Annotated in this window: 14 protein-coding genes; 5 read left to right on the forward strand and 9 right to left on the reverse strand. The window is 70.6% G+C overall.

The window, feature by feature from the left end; all coding sequences use genetic code 11:
* Window positions 1-2: 2 nt before the first annotated feature.
* The gene (locus OG798_RS34650) at window positions 3-1,514 is read left to right on the forward strand and encodes a glycoside hydrolase family 3 protein (RefSeq protein WP_267062783.1); all 1,512 of its coding nucleotides are present in this window, start codon (window positions 3-5) and stop codon (window positions 1,512-1,514) included.
* 115 nt (window positions 1,515-1,629) lie between these two features.
* On the opposite strand, the gene nagB is transcribed toward OG798_RS34650, so the two are convergent.
* Window positions 1,630-2,415, reverse strand: a complete 786-nt coding sequence (gene nagB, locus OG798_RS34655; RefSeq protein ID WP_328758212.1) for a glucosamine-6-phosphate deaminase — start codon at window positions 2,413-2,415, stop codon at window positions 1,630-1,632.
* A 327-nt stretch (window positions 2,416-2,742) separates the two neighbouring features.
* On the opposite strand from nagB, the gene OG798_RS34660 reads away from it, so the two are divergent.
* A complete protein-coding gene (locus tag OG798_RS34660; RefSeq protein WP_075028853.1) occupies window positions 2,743-3,819 on the forward strand; it encodes an SIS domain-containing protein in 1,077 nt (358 codons plus the stop codon).
* Window positions 3,820-4,285: 466 nt separating this feature from the next.
* A complete protein-coding gene (locus tag OG798_RS34665) occupies window positions 4,286-5,752 on the forward strand; it encodes a sensor histidine kinase (RefSeq protein ID WP_054228133.1) in 1,467 nt (488 codons plus the stop codon).
* A gap of 193 nt (window positions 5,753-5,945) precedes the next feature.
* On the opposite strand, the gene OG798_RS34670 is transcribed toward OG798_RS34665, so the two are convergent.
* Window positions 5,946-6,203: a WhiB family transcriptional regulator gene (locus OG798_RS34670; RefSeq protein WP_006380970.1), complete on the reverse strand. Its 258-nt coding sequence runs from the start codon at window positions 6,201-6,203 to the stop codon at window positions 5,946-5,948.
* 319 nt (window positions 6,204-6,522) lie between these two features.
* Window positions 6,523-7,491, reverse strand: coding sequence for a diacylglycerol/lipid kinase family protein (locus OG798_RS34675; RefSeq protein ID WP_095852668.1), 969 nt, complete (start codon window positions 7,489-7,491; stop codon window positions 6,523-6,525).
* A gap of 158 nt (window positions 7,492-7,649) precedes the next feature.
* On the opposite strand from OG798_RS34675, the gene OG798_RS34680 reads away from it, so the two are divergent.
* Window positions 7,650-8,099: a hypothetical protein gene (locus OG798_RS34680; protein WP_095852667.1), complete on the forward strand. Its 450-nt coding sequence runs from the start codon at window positions 7,650-7,652 to the stop codon at window positions 8,097-8,099.
* 56 nt (window positions 8,100-8,155) lie between these two features.
* On the opposite strand, the gene OG798_RS34685 is transcribed toward OG798_RS34680, so the two are convergent.
* The 3 genes from OG798_RS34685 to OG798_RS34695 all read right to left on the reverse strand — a co-directional run bounded on the left by OG798_RS34685 (window position 8,156) and on the right by OG798_RS34695 (window position 10,182).
* Window positions 8,156-9,250, reverse strand: a complete 1,095-nt coding sequence (locus tag OG798_RS34685) for an RNA polymerase sigma factor SigF (RefSeq protein WP_075028856.1) — start codon at window positions 9,248-9,250, stop codon at window positions 8,156-8,158.
* Window positions 9,247-9,660 (reverse strand): anti-sigma regulatory factor, encoded by a 414-nt coding sequence (locus tag OG798_RS34690; protein WP_054228129.1) that lies wholly within the window; start codon window positions 9,658-9,660, stop codon window positions 9,247-9,249. Before OG798_RS34690 ends, OG798_RS34685 begins: the two co-directional genes overlap by 4 nt.
* Before the next feature lie 261 nt (window positions 9,661-9,921).
* Window positions 9,922-10,182 (reverse strand): UBP-type zinc finger domain-containing protein, encoded by a 261-nt coding sequence (locus OG798_RS34695; protein WP_054228128.1) that lies wholly within the window; start codon window positions 10,180-10,182, stop codon window positions 9,922-9,924.
* A 61-nt stretch (window positions 10,183-10,243) separates the two neighbouring features.
* Here OG798_RS34695 and OG798_RS34700 point away from each other — a divergent pair, with 61 nt between their 5' ends.
* Window positions 10,244-11,839, forward strand: a complete 1,596-nt coding sequence (locus OG798_RS34700; RefSeq protein WP_095857787.1) for a Na+/H+ antiporter — start codon at window positions 10,244-10,246, stop codon at window positions 11,837-11,839.
* 16 nt (window positions 11,840-11,855) lie between these two features.
* On the opposite strand, the gene OG798_RS34705 is transcribed toward OG798_RS34700, so the two are convergent.
* The 3 genes from OG798_RS34705 to OG798_RS34715 all read right to left on the reverse strand — a co-directional run bounded on the left by OG798_RS34705 (window position 11,856) and on the right by OG798_RS34715 (window position 13,873).
* Complete coding sequence (locus OG798_RS34705) at window positions 11,856-12,812, reverse strand: 1-aminocyclopropane-1-carboxylate deaminase/D-cysteine desulfhydrase (RefSeq protein ID WP_443053901.1); 957 nt, start codon at window positions 12,810-12,812, stop codon at window positions 11,856-11,858.
* A gap of 55 nt (window positions 12,813-12,867) precedes the next feature.
* Window positions 12,868-13,458, reverse strand: coding sequence for an N-acetylmuramoyl-L-alanine amidase (locus tag OG798_RS34710; protein ID WP_095852666.1), 591 nt, complete (start codon window positions 13,456-13,458; stop codon window positions 12,868-12,870).
* Between the two features lie 181 nt (window positions 13,459-13,639).
* Window positions 13,640-13,873, reverse strand: a complete 234-nt coding sequence (locus tag OG798_RS34715) for a hypothetical protein (RefSeq protein WP_097224814.1) — start codon at window positions 13,871-13,873, stop codon at window positions 13,640-13,642.
* Window positions 13,874-13,923: the final 50 nt, after the last annotated feature.

The raw sequence follows: 13,923 nt of genomic DNA on the forward strand, positions 1-13,923 counted from the left end.
CGATGACGACACTCGCCAGTGGTACGACCGCGTCCTCTTCCGACCAGAACGGCCTGGCACGCGACGCGCTCACCGTCCTCCAGCCCGGCTTCACCGGAACCACCGCCCCCGACTGGCTGCTGCGCCGCCTCGGCGAAGGGCTGGCCGCCGTCGGCCTGTTCGGCCGGAACATCGCCTCTCCCGAACAACTCGCGGCCCTGACCGCCCAGTTGCGCGCGGAGCGCGACGACGTCCTGGTCGCCATCGACGAGGAGGGCGGCGACGTCACCCGCCTCGAGGTCCGCGCCGGCTCGTCCTACCCCGGCAACCACGCGCTGGGCGCGGTCGACGACGTGGAGCTGACGCGGGAGGTGGCCTCGGCACTCGGCCACCGCCTCGCGGCCTGCGGGGTGAACCTGAACTGGGCCCCCTCCGCGGACGTGAACTCCAATCCCGACAACCCGGTCATCGGCGTACGGTCCTTCGGCGCCGACACCGACCTGGTGGCCCGGCACACCGCCGCCTACGTCACCGGGCTCCAGTCCGCGGGCGTCGCGGCCTGCACCAAGCACTTCCCCGGCCACGGCGACACCGCGGTCGACTCGCACCACGCGCTGCCGCGCATCGACGCCGACCTGTCGGTCATCGAGGCCCGCGAACTCGCCCCGTTCCGTGCCGCGATCGCCGCGGGCACACGCGCCGTGATGAGCGCGCACATCCTGGTCCCGGCGCTGGACCCGGACCGCCCGGCCACCCTCTCCCGCCGCATCCTCACCGGCCTGCTCCGCGAGGAACTCGGCTACGACGGCCTCATCGTCACCGACGGCATGGAGATGCAGGCGATCGCCGGGACGTACGGCATCGAGCGGGGCAGCGTCCTCGCCATCGCGGCCGGCGCGGACGCGATCTGCGTGGGCGGCGGGCTCGCGGACGACGAGACGGTACGACGCCTGCGCGACGCCCTCGTCACGGCGGTGCGCACCGGTGAACTCCCCGAGGAGCGCCTCGCGGACGCGGCGGAGCGGGTACGGGCGCTGGCCCGTTGGACGGCGGCGGCCTCCGCGGCCCCGCCGGCCGCCGAGCGGGAGCCGGCCGACGTGGGGCTCGTCGCCGCCCGACGCGCGCTGACGGTGACACGCGCGCCGTCGTACGAGCCGGTGGGCGCGGCGCCGTTCGTCGCCGCCTTCACCCCCGTGGCGAACATCGCCGTCGGTGACGAGACCCCCTGGGGCGTGGCCGCGGAACTGGCCCGGCTGCTGCCCGGCACGGAGACGGGCAGCTTCGCGGGGGAGGGGGCGGCAACGGCTGTCCTGGCCGCCGCGGGCCGCCGCCGCGTCGTCGCCGTCGTCCGCGACGAACACCGGCACCCCTGGATGGCGGCCGCCCTGGACACACTGTTGGGGGAACGCCCCGACACGATCGTGGTCGAGATGGGCATCCCCCAGGCCCCGCCCCGAGGCGCCCTCCACATCGCCACGCACGGCGCGGCGAGGGTGTGCGGCCGGGCGGCGGCGGAGGTCATCGCGGGGGAGTGACGGCCCGCGAGAAGGAGAACCGAGAAGGAGAACGAGGAAGGTGCCGGACCTCAGTGGTCCGGCACCTTCCTCGTTCTTCTACTTCCCCGCCGTGCCCTTCTTCGCGCCCTCGGGGTCAGATCCCCTGCCAGTCCGGCTTGTTCGCGAACGTGTGCCGGAAGTAGTCCGCCAGCTTCAGCTTGGACGCGGCGGCCTCGTCCACGACGACCGTGGCGTGCGGGTGGAGCTGGAGCGCCGAGGCGGGGCACACCGCGGCCACCGGCCCCTCCACCGTCGCCGCGACCGCGTCCGCCTTGCCCTCGCCCGTGGCCAGCAGGACGAGATGCCGCGCCTCCAGGATCGTGCCGATGCCCTGGGTGATGACGTGGTGCGGCACCTGCTCGATGTCGCCCCCGAAGAACCGCGCGTTGTCGACCCTGGTCTGCTCGGTCAGTGTCTTGATCCGGGTCCGCGAGGCCAGCGAGGAGCAGGGCTCGTTGAACCCGATGTGCCCGTCGGTGCCGATCCCGAGCAGCTGGAGGTCGACGCCGCCGGCCGTGGCCAGCGCCTTGTCGTACGCCGCGCACGCGGCCTGCACGTCCACGGCGGTGCCGTCCGGGCCCATGAACGCGTCCATGCCCAACCCGAGCGGTTCGAGCACCTCGCGCCGCAGCACCGACCGGTACGACTCGGGGTGCTCGGCCGGCAGTCCCACGTACTCGTCGAGCTGGGCGACCCGCGCCCGCGAGGCGTCCACGGCACCGGAGCCGACCTTCGCCGCCAGCGCCTGGTAGATGGGCAGCGGCGTCGAGCCGGTGGCCACGCCGAGCAGAGCGTCGGGCTTGCGCCGGAGCAGCTCCGCCATGGCCTCGGCGATCAGTTCGCCGCCCGCCTTGGCGCCGGGAACGATGACAACTTCCACGCTGGGCCTGCCGATCTGGAGAGGGGCTCGCCGGGAACCGCGAGGGAACACATGTGGTGTAGACCAATCTAGCAAAGGAGTTCCACCCGCGGCCCGTCGTCCGTCGCCGGCTTCTCGATGCGTCCAGGCCCGCCGCCCGGACGCCCGCTCGCCACCCCCATGAGTAACGGCACACCCGACAAAGTCCTGCCCACAGGCGATGAGATGCTGATACCGATCCTCGAGATCCGCACCGCACGCACCGCACGCACCACCCCGCACCACCGCGCTCCACCCCGTACCGGCCCACGGTCGACGCGTACGACCGGAACGTCCCCAGGAGGCCCCATGTCCGCCCCTACCCCGGACCCCCGGACCGACGACGACCGCCCGGGTCGGATCATGGCCCGCGAGATGGCCGAGCAGCCCGACGTGCTGCGCCGGATCCTGGAGGCGGGCGCGCCGCGGATCCAGGAAGTGGCCCGGCAGATCGCGGCCCGCGAGCCCCGCTTCGTCCTGCTCACCGCCCGCGGTACCTCCGACAACGCCGCCCTGTACGCGAAGTACCTGCTGGAGATCCAGCTGGGCCTGCCGTGCGGGCTCACCTCGATGTCGACGACCACGGCGTATGGCGCGCGGCCCGATCTCACCGACGTCCTGGTCGTCACCGTCAGCCAGTCCGGCGGCTCCCCGGACCTGGTCGCCTCGACCCGGGCCGCCCGTGAGGCCGGCGCCATCACGCTCGCGGTGACCAACAACCCGGACTCACCGCTGGCGGCCGTCTCCGAGTACCACCTCGACATCATGGCCGGACCCGAGAAGGCCCTGCCCGCCACCAAGACCTACACGGCCTCCCTCCTCACCCTCTATCTCTTCGTCGAAGGACTGCGCGGCGGCGACGGCGCCGCGGCCAAGGCGCTGCCCGATCTCGCCGCGCACCTCCTCACCCGCCAGGACGAGATCCGCACGCTCGCCTCCCGCTACCGCTTCGCCGAGCGGATGGTGATCACCTCGCGCGGCTACGGCTACCCCACGGCCAAGGAAGCCGCCCTGAAGCTGATGGAGACCAGCTACATCCCCGCCCTCTCGTACTCCGGCGCCGATCTGCTGCACGGCCCCCTCGCCATGGTCGACAACATCTCCCCGGTCATCGCGGTCGTCACCGACGGCAAGGGCGGCGAGGCGCTCCAGCCCGTGCTCGACCGGTTGCGCGGGCGCGGCGCCGACCTGGTCGTCATCGGCCCCCGGGCCCAGGTGGAGCAGGCCTCGGCCGGGTTCGTCCTGCCCACCGAGGGGGTGGCCGAGGAGCTCCAGCCGATCCTTGAGATCCTTCCGCTCCAGCTCCTGGCCTACGAGGTCACCATCGCCCGCGGCCAGGACCCGGACGCGCCGCGCGCCCTGGCGAAGGTGACGGAGACCCGCTGACCGACGCGTCCTCCGGGCGGGTGGACGAGCCACGGCGATCCGGCTCCGTTCATGAGCCGATCCGGTCCCCACCGGGGGCCGAACCGGGCTAGTCTGCGTGGTGGATGCTGTTGGAAGTTCGATAAAGAGACAACAACAAACATCCGCAGGCGCATGGACGCGGCACGTGGTCTAGTCCACAATGTGCAGGTAAAGCCTTCGATCGACGAAGCGTCGCTTACGGCGAGGCGTTGATCCACACAAGCATCCGTCTTCCCCGCACAGGAAGGCGGACCGAGGAACCGGCGCTCTCTGCCCTGACTGCTCCGGGTCCTCTCCTTCGGCCGACCGGGATCGCACACCCCGCGGCCGTTGCTGCTCCGGGCTGCGGTGCCGGGAGGGTTGAGGGTCCCTCCCAGGCGCCGCGGCCCGCGGGTGTTTTCGGAGCCGGGCCAAAGCCCCAGGTACGCTCGCAGATGTGCCCTCCATGAACGACCTCGTCCGCCAGCACACCGCTCTCGGTGACTCCGATCTCGAGTGGTTGCATCTGCTGGTCTCGGAGTGGCAGTTGCTCTCCGACCTCTCCTTCGCCGACCTCGTGCTGTGGGTTCCCACCCGCGACGGCACCCGCTATGTCTCCGTCGCGCAGATGCGGCCCAACACCGGCCCGACCTCGTACCAGGACGACATGGTCGGCCACCTCGTCCCACGCGGCCGCCGCCCGCTGCTGGACGCCGCGCTGGACGAGGGCCGGATCGTGCGCGAGGGCGATCCCGAATGGCGGGAGGAGGTGCCGGTACGGGTCGAGTCCATTCCGGTACGGCGGGAGGGGCGCGTCCTCGGTGTCATCGCGCGCAACACGAATCTCCTCACCGTGCGCACCCCGAGCCGGCTGGAGCTGACGTATCTCCAGAGCGCGTCCGACCTCGCCCAGATGATCGCCGCCGGCTCCTTCCCGTTCTCCGGCCAGCAGGTCGACATGGACGCCTCCCCGCGGGTCGGCGACGGACTGATCCGCCTCGACGCCGACGGCATCGTCCAGTACGCGTCCCCGAACGCGCTGTCCGCGTACCACCGCCTCGGCCTCGCCTCCGACCTGGTGGGCCACCACCTCGGTGTGACCACCGCGGAACTCGCCCCGTCCCGCGGTCCGGTGGACGAGGCCCTGTCCAAGGTCGCCAGCGGTTGGGCACCCCGCGAGTTCGAGATCGAGAGCGCCGACGGGGTGATCCAGCTGCGCGCGATCCCGCTCAAGCCCAAGGGCACCCGGGTCGGTTCGCTCGTCCTGCTGCGCGACGTGACCGAACTGCGGCGCCGCGAACGCGAGTTGATCACCAAGGACGCGACCATCCGGGAGATCCACCACCGGGTCAAGAACAACCTCCAGACGGTGGCGGCGCTGCTGCGGCTCCAGGCCCGGCGCATCGAGTCGGAGCGCGGTCGTGAGGCCCTGGAGGAGGCCGTACGGCGGGTCGGCTCGATCGCCATCGTGCATGAGACGCTGTCTCAGAACCTGGACGAGCGGGTGGAGTTCGACGAGATCGCCGACCGGGTGCTCGCCATGGTCGCCGAGATCTCGCCCGGCAAGGTCACCGGCCGCCGCACCGGCCGCTTCGGCATACTCGACGCCGAGGTCGCCACCCCGCTCTCCATGGTTCTCACCGAGATCCTTCAGAACGCGCTGGAGCACGGCTTCCGCGAGGGCGACCGGGGCACGGTCGAGGTCTCGGCGGTGCGCGGCGGCACCAGCAAGGAGGCCCGCCTGCTGGTCACCGTCCAGGACGACGGGGTCGGCCTCCCGGAGGGCTTCGACCCGCACCGCTCGGGCAACCTCGGGCTGCAAATCGTACGGACGCTGGTGGAGGGCGAGTTGGGGGGCAGCTTCGACATGGTGGCGGCCCCGGAGCGCGGCACACAGGTCATCCTGGACATTCCGGTACGAGCGCACAAGTAGGCATATCTGACGCACCCACAAGTCGCGCATGCCGGTGGCAAGTCGCGCATGACAGTGGCCCCGGACCAGAAGGTCCGGGGCCACTGCTTACGTTGCTATGCGCATCGGGGGTACTGCGCGCTGCGGCTCGGGGGCGGGAGATGCGTACTCGCTGTACGCGCCGCCGGGCTCAGGCTCGTTACGGGGTGGGGTGTCAGGCGGTGGCCTGACGGGCCCGGTTGCGGGCGGCACGGCGCTTCATAGCGCGGCGCTCGTCCTCGCTGAGGCCACCCCAGACGCCGGAGTCCTGGCCGGACTCGAGCGCCCACTGCAGGCACTGCTCCATGACGGGGCAGCGGCGGCAGACGGCCTTGGCTTCCTCGATCTGCAGCAGCGCAGGACCGGTGTTGCCGATGGGGAAGAAGAGCTCGGGGTCTTCCTCGCGGCAAACGGCGTTGTGACGCCAGTCCATGGCTGCTACCTCTCCTTGGTATTACATGCACGTTGCTTGTGAATGTGAACGCTTTCACGAATCCCTCAACAAGTGAAGGGCCGACTGCCAGGATTCCCTGACGTGGTCCTGTGATTTGAGGAGGGGTTCTGGCTCTCTGTGGGGCCGATGTTGCGGGCCGTCCCGATCGCCACGTAGAGACTCGCAAACCTCAGCGGCGGATACAACCCCTTCTGGAAAGTTTTTTTTGATTCCTCGGTGTCGACTAGGTCACAGCCGTACTTCCATGGGGTGGACCCTGGTCTAAACGTTCGAGTGAAAGGACTTTGGGCCCTTCCGCTCACACAATCACACGCAGTGCACGGCGTACGCCTGTGAACGTCACGCTGGTGCGCAGTCCCAGGTGGTCGCCGTCCATCTGGAGGGGGAGCGGCGCCTTCGAATGCAAGGTGAAGTCGGTCAGGTCATGCAGAGACAGGGCGTGCTTGCCATGGGGTCCGCGCTCGGGGGACGAAGTGAGCAACTGGGTGGCATACCGGGCAACCGCGCCCGTCGACATGCGGTTGAGAGCGAGTACGTCGAGCCCGGTATCGAACGAAGCCTTAGGTGACGCGTACACCGGACGATTGCCGAGAAACGTCCAGGGCGAGGTGTTGCAGATTATGGACAACACAAGATCGGTGACCGGGTCCTGGCCGGGCCGCTCCAGTGTGATCGTTCCGTGCCTGCGGTGAGGTTCGTCCAAAAACTGACGTGCCACTTGGCGCAAATAGAGGGCGTGGGTGGAACGCTTGCCGCGCTCGCGCTGCTGTTCGACCCGGCCGATCACCCCCGCGTCGAAGCCGAGTCCCGCGCAGAAGGTGAACCAGCGGGAGGGGACGGCTTCGTCCTCGGTGCCGGGGGTGCCCGCGGCGAGACCGAGGCCGATCGTGCGCTCACGGTCCTCTCTGAGCGCGTCCAGCAGGGCGCCGGTGGCCTCCACGGCGTCGTTGGGCAGGCCCAGGGCGCGGGCGAAGACATTGGTGGATCCGCCGGGGACCACCGCGAGGCGGGGCTGGCGGTCCAGGTCGGGGCCGTTGTGCAGGAGACCGTTCACGACCTCGTTGACGGTGCCGTCGCCGCCGAGCGCGACCACCAGTTCTATGTCCTCGCTCTCCGCGGCCTGCCGGCCGAGGTCCCGGGCGTGCCCGCGGTACTCGGTCGTGACCACCTCGAGCTTCATCTCGCTCGCCAGCGCGTGGATCAAGACATCGCGCGTGCGCGCACTTGTGGTGGTAGCTGCCGGATTGACCACGAGAAGTGCACGCATGCGATGCAGCGTACCTACCGAGGGGTACCGGTCCCAGACAGAGTTAGGGATCCGGTAAGAGATAGGGGCGTGAGTCTCGACACGGTGAGGTGCGGGTGGCGGTGGGGTGGCGGCCGGGGTCGGGCCGCGTGCCGAGGCCCGAGGGATACCCTTCGGGGGTGAGCGCTGAGCAGATCCCCACCCCTGACGCCCCGACCGCAGAGCCCCGTCCCGGACGGCTGACCGCCGCGGCCGCGCTGGCCGCGCTGGAGGGATTGGTCCTCGCCGTGGGGGGCGTGTGGATGCTGGTCCTGGGGGCCACGGGTGGCTCGGGGGACCGGCAGCAGGGCGTGACCCTGGGAGTGACGCTGATCGTGCTCGCGCTGCTGCCCCTGCTGGCCGCCCGCGGCCTGCTGCTGCGCCGCAGCTGGAGCCGGGGGCCCGCGGTCATCACCCAGATCATGGCGCTGCCCGTCGCCTACAGCTTGCTTCAGGCGGACAGCGTGGCGATCCCCGCCGGAATCGCCCTCGCGGTGGTCGCGATCACGGCGCTGGTCCTGCTCGTCAATTCCGAGACCACCCGGGCGCTGGGCATCCGTGGCCCCGGTGCCGCCGAGGAAACCAAGTAGCTTCGGCCCGCCGACGGGGTCCTCACCGGTTGCGCCCCCGCTCGGCGGCTGCCCGGTTACTCCTCGACCAGGAGCTTTTCGCGGAGCTGGGCGAGGGTACGGGCCAGCAGGCGGGAGACGTGCATCTGGGAGATGCCGACCTCCTGTGCGATCTGCGACTGGGTCATGTTGCCGAAGAAGCGAAGGAGCAGGATCCGCTTCTCTCTCGGGGGGAGGTCCTCGAGCAGGGGCTTCAACGACTCCCGGTACTCGACGCCCTCCAGGGCCTCGTCCTCCGCACCCAGCGTGTCCGCGACCGCCGGGGACTCGTCGTCCGTGTCGGGGACGTCCAGCGACAGCGTGGAGTACGCGTTGGCGGACTCCAGGCCCTCCAGGACCTCCTCCTCCGAGATGGCCAGCTTCTCGGCCAGCTCGTGGACCGTGGGGGAGCGCCCGTGCTGTTGCGACAGCTCGGCCGTCGCCGTCGTCAGGGCCAGGCGCAGTTCCTGCAGGCGCCGCGGCACCCGCACCGCCCAGCCCTTGTCGCGGAAGTGCCGCTTGATCTCGCCGACGACCGTCGGAGTCGCGTACGTCGAGAACTCGACGCCGCGCTCCGGGTCGAAGCGGTCGACCGACTTGATCAGGCCGATGGTCGCGACCTGGGTGAGGTCGTCCAGCGGCTCACCGCGGTTGCGGAAGCGGCGCGCGAGGTGCTCGACGAGCGGGAGGTGCATGCGGACCAGCTGATTGCGCAGCTCCGCGTACTCCGCGCTGCCGTCCTGCAGCTTGCGCAGCTCGATGAACATCGCCCGCGCGCCGCTGCGGTCCTGCGGGTCGTGCTGGATGTGCTGGGCGCTCGGCCCGTGCTGCGTGCCCTGCACGCTCTGCACCCCTGGCTTGTCGTGTCGCTCGTGCTCGCTCATAGTCCCGCCCGTCACCAGCCGCCGCCCTTCCGAGGACGTGCTCGGCGCGGCACCCTCCGGATCCCGTTGCCCGTCGTCCTGGCCGGAGAGGCTCTCCTGTGCGTCCTCCGGGTGCGGCCGGGCCTGTTCGGGGATGCCGTCGACGCCTTCCACCGCGCGCCGCGGCCCGTCGAGGCCGTCGACGCGTCCGGCGGGAAGCTCCCGTGTGCCGCGCTCTTCGTCCCGCACCGGCCCGTCCCCGTTCCTCACGCCGGCCCGGGTCCCGCGCCGCGCTGTTTGTAGAGGCTGATCGAAACGGTCTTGTCCTCGGCGACGGTGGAGTCGACCTTGCCCGCGAGCGCCGACAGGACGGTCCACGCGAACGTGTCCCGTGACGGAGCGTGACCATCGGTGGTCGGAGCGGAGACCGTCACCTCGAGCGAGTCGTCGATGAGCCGGAAGACACAGCTGAGCACCGATCCGGGGACGGCCTGCTGCAACAGGATCGCGCAGGCCTCGTCCACCGCGATGCGGAGGTCCTCGATCTCGTCGAGGGTGAAGTCCAAACGGGCCGCGAGACCGGCCGTAGCCGTACGCAGCACCGACAGGTAGGCACCCGCGGCCGGCAGCCGGACTTCCACGAAGTCCTTCGTCGCGGGCTCGCCTGCGATCTGGGACACCCTCACCTCCAAGGTGGTACAAGCTCTTTCGAGCTCTTTTCGGGGGCCGAGGGTCGCCCCCCGGGGTAACGCGCTAGGTGGTTCAGCGGTGACGCTACCGCGCTCCCAACTTTTCTGTCCTGGGGACCCCGCCCCTTGCTGTCACTCATAGTAAGCCTATGAGTACGCACAGTGGCTAGGGGTCTGCGGGCCCAAATAGGAAGAGCGCGCGCCGGGTTGACGTACCCAGGCGTCAGACGGTCGAACCGTCCGGGCCGTGGGTCACGCCAGTACGTGGTCGACGAAGCACCAGCGCCAACTTTCACCGGGCTCGAAGGTCCGCATCACGGGATGTCCGGTCTCCTTGAAATGCTCCGTCGCGTGCCGCAGCGGCGAGGAGTCGCAGCAGCCGAGGTGCCCGCAGCTCAGACACAGTCGCAACTGCACCGGATGTGTACCGGCGGCCTGGCACTCCAGGCAGGTCTCGCTCAGCGGCCCAGGTTCGGGGTGCGGCAGCTCGTCGGCGTGCGTGCACTGTTTCATGATTGCCAGGTTACGTCGGGCGTGCGGGATGTCGCGCGAAAACGAGGGCGGGCGGAAGACGATGGACGTATTGCCACTGCTGTTGCTGGTCGCGGGGAGCGCCGCGGTCGCCGGGCTGGCCCGTCGCACCCCGGTGCCGGCGCCGCTGTTGCTCGTTGCGGCGGGCCTGGTCGTCTCGTACATCCCTGGAGTGCCCGGATACGAACTCGACCCGGAGATCGTGCTCCCGCTGGTGCTGCCCCCGCTGCTGTACACGGCGGCCACCGACAGCTCGTACCTCGATCTCCGGGCACATCTGCGGCCCATCGCGCTGCTGTCGGTGGGGTACGTGCTCTTCGCGACGCTGGCCGTCGGCTGGGCCACCTATCTGCTCGTGCCGAGCCTGCCGCTGCCCGCGGCGCTGGTCTTCGGGGCGGTGGTGGCGCCGCCAGACGCGGTGGCGGCCACGGCGGTGGCGCGCCGGGTGGGGCTGCCCTCGCGGATCACCACGATCCTTCAGGGCGAGTCCCTGGTGAACGACGCGACCGCGATCACCGCCTACAAGGTGGCCCTCGCCGCCGCGGTCGGCGAGGGCGCGACCTGGGCGGGCGGCGTCCGTGAGTTCCTGCTCGCGGCGGTCGGGGGTGTCGTCGTCGGTCTCGTCCTGATGGTTCCGATCCACTGGTTGCGCACGCACCTGAATGAGGCACTTCTCCAGAACACCCTCTCCTTGTTGATCCCCTTCGTCGCCTACGGGATCGCCGAGAAGGTGCACGCCTCCGGAGTGCTCGCGGTGGTCGTCGTCGCGCTCTACCTCGGGCACCGTGCCTGGGAGGTGGACTTCGCGACCCGGCTCCAGGAGGAGGCGGTGTGGAAGATGGTCGCGTTCGTCCTGGAGTCGGCGGTGTTCGCCCTGATCGGACTCCAACTGCCGGTCGTCCTCAAGGGCCTCGGCCAGTACCAGGGAGCGCAGGCCGCCTGGTATGCGGTGGCCGTCTTCCTGGTCGTGGTCGCCGCCCGCTTCGTGTGGGTCTATCCCGCCACCTTCCTGCCCCGGATCCTGTCGGCGCGCGTCCGGGAGCGCGAGGGGGCCCCCACCTGGAAGGGCCCGTTCATCATCGGCTGGGCCGGCATGCGCGGGGTGGTCTCGCTCGCCATCGCCTTCTCCATCCCGCTCACCGTGCACGGTGGTGCCTCCTTCCCCGATCGCAACCTGCTCCTCTTCCTCACCTTCACCACCGTGATCGGGACCCTGGTCGTCCAGGGGCTGACCCTGCCCCCTCTCATCCGCCTGCTGAAGCTGCCGGGGCGCGACGTCCAGGCCGAGACGCTCGCCGAGGCGAACGCCCAGGCGCAGGCGTCCCGGGTCGCCGAGGAGCGCCTCGACGAACTCCTCACCGACGAGCGCAACGCCCTGCCCCCGCCGCTCGCCGACCGGCTCCGCTCGGTCCTGGAACGCCGCCGCAACGCCGTCTGGGAACGGCTCGGCGCCGTCAACCCGGTGACCGGGGAGACCGCCGACGACACCTACCGCCGCCTGTCCCGCGAGATGATCAGCGCCGAACGCGAGATATTCGTGAAACTCCGCGACCACCGCTACATCGACGACGAAATGCTCCGCACGCTCCTGCGCAGACTCGACCTGGAGGAGGCGGCGGCCTACCGGGAAGCGGCGTGAGGCGCCGGACGAGGGCTCAGAACGGTGCCCCCGTGATCACCGCCGCCACCGTCGTCCCCTGTGTGAACGCCCCCTCCTCCACCAGGGTGACAAGTCCGTAGAGCATCTTGGCGACATAGAGACGTTCCACGGGCAGGCCGTGGCGCTGCTCGAAGTCCGCGGCGAAGGTGTCGAGTTCGGGCGAGGTGCGGGCGTAGCCGCCGAAGTGGAAGCGGTCGTCCAGTGACCAGGCGCCGCGCAGGCCGCCGAAGGCGGCTTCCTGGAGAGCGCTTATGTCACTCCTCAGGAAGCCGCCCTTGAGGACGGGGATCCCCAGGGCCCGCTGGTCGGGGGCGATGCCGGCGGCCAGGCCGGCGAGAGTGCCGCCGGTGCCGCAGGCCAGGGCGGCCACGTCGACACCATCATGGCCCCGCAGCTCCGCGCCGAGTTCCCGGCAGCCGCGTACGGCAAGGGAGTTGCTGCCGCCCTCCGGGACGACGTACGCGTCCTCGGCGTCCACCGAGCGCAGCAGGGCGGCCAGCGTCTCCGGTTCGCTCTTGCGGCGATACGTCGATCTGTCGACGAAGTGCAGTCGCATGCCGTCGGCCGCGCAGCGGGTCAGGGAGGGGTTGAGAGGGCGGTCGGCCAGCTCCTGGCCGCGGACCACCCCCACGGTCGTCAGCCCGAGGAGGCGGCCCGCGGCGGCGGTGGCGCGCAGATGGTTGGAGTACGCACCGCCGAACGTGACCACCGTGCGGCCCGCCGCCGCGCGGAGGTTCGGGGCGAGCTTGCGCCACTTGTTGCCGATCAGCTCCGGGTGGATCAGATCGTCCCGCTTGAGCAGCAGCCGCACGCCATGGCGTGTGAAGCGCTCGTCCGTGACCTGACACAGCGGCGAGGGCAGCCTCGGCCGCAGAACGGTCGGGTCGAGCGCTTCGGGGACGTCCGGAGTGGCCGGGGTGGTCGGGCCGTCCGGGGTTGCGGGGCTGGGCACCCCACCATTGTCGGACACCTGTCCGGTATGCGGGCGGCCACCCCGTGTCCGTCCGTCACTTGAGGCGGTCGCGGACCCGCTCTCTCATCGAGGCCATCGTGAAGCCGCGCGGGTCGACCTTGCCCGGCTGCCACTCCAGGTGGCCGATGACCGAGCGCTCCGTCCAGCCGTGGTGGCGGCAGATCGCGGCCGCGACCTTCTCGATGGCCTCCAGCTGCACCTCGGGCCACGGATCCTTCCCGTCGCCGAGGTTCTCGCACTCGAAGCCGTAGAAGTGGCGGTTGCCGTCCGTGTCCGCCTCGTTGTCCGGCGGGAGCGCCTTCTCCGCGATCACGGCGCGCAGCACGTCGTCGTCACCCAGGCCCGCGTGGTTGGCCCGGCCGTAGCCCACGAGGTGCAGGACACCGTCCTTGGTGATGACGCCGTGGCACAGCGGACCGGGCAGGTCCGGGCGGCCCGCACGGCAGATCCCGACGGTGTGCTCGCTGCCCGACGTCACCGAGTGGTGGATCATCACGCCGTGCACCGGACCCCAGGGCCCCTTGTGATTGCGGTTGTGATGCTCCCAGTCGCCGACCTCGACGACGGTGACGCCTTCCTCCCTGAGCCGGTTCAGGAAACCGCCCGCGGACATGGGTGGGGCCATGACCGCCTCCTTCGCACTGCGCGGCGGCCACCGGTCGCGGCCGTCTCGTACCGCAGCTTGTACCCGGAACCCGGGGCTCCGGCCCAGCCGTTCGTACGGCGTGCGAGTCGATCCGGTCAGAGGCGTGGGCGCGTCTGACCAGCGCGTTCACGGCGCGTTCGCGGTGCGTCCGCGAGGCCCGTCAGGAGTGCAGGAACGCGTCCCCGTTCACCGCGATGTGGCTCTCCAGCGCCTGCAGGGCCTGCTGGGTCGCCTCGGGGGAGCCGCTGCCGCGCCGCTCCGCGTAGTACGCCGCGCCCAGTTTCTTCAGGAGGTCGCCACCCGCACGCTGCGCCTGCACCTCGTCGATCTTCTGCTTGCCCTGCGTGAGCCCTCGCTGCGCCTGTTCCTTGGCACGGTCCAGGAAGCCTGCCATTGCCGTCTCCTTCGTCGTCCGTCACCGCGTCAAACGGTTGGCCTGATCTC

It is taken from the genome of Streptomyces sp. NBC_00271, from assembly GCF_036178845.1.
Classification (GTDB): domain Bacteria; phylum Actinomycetota; class Actinomycetes; order Streptomycetales; family Streptomycetaceae; genus Streptomyces.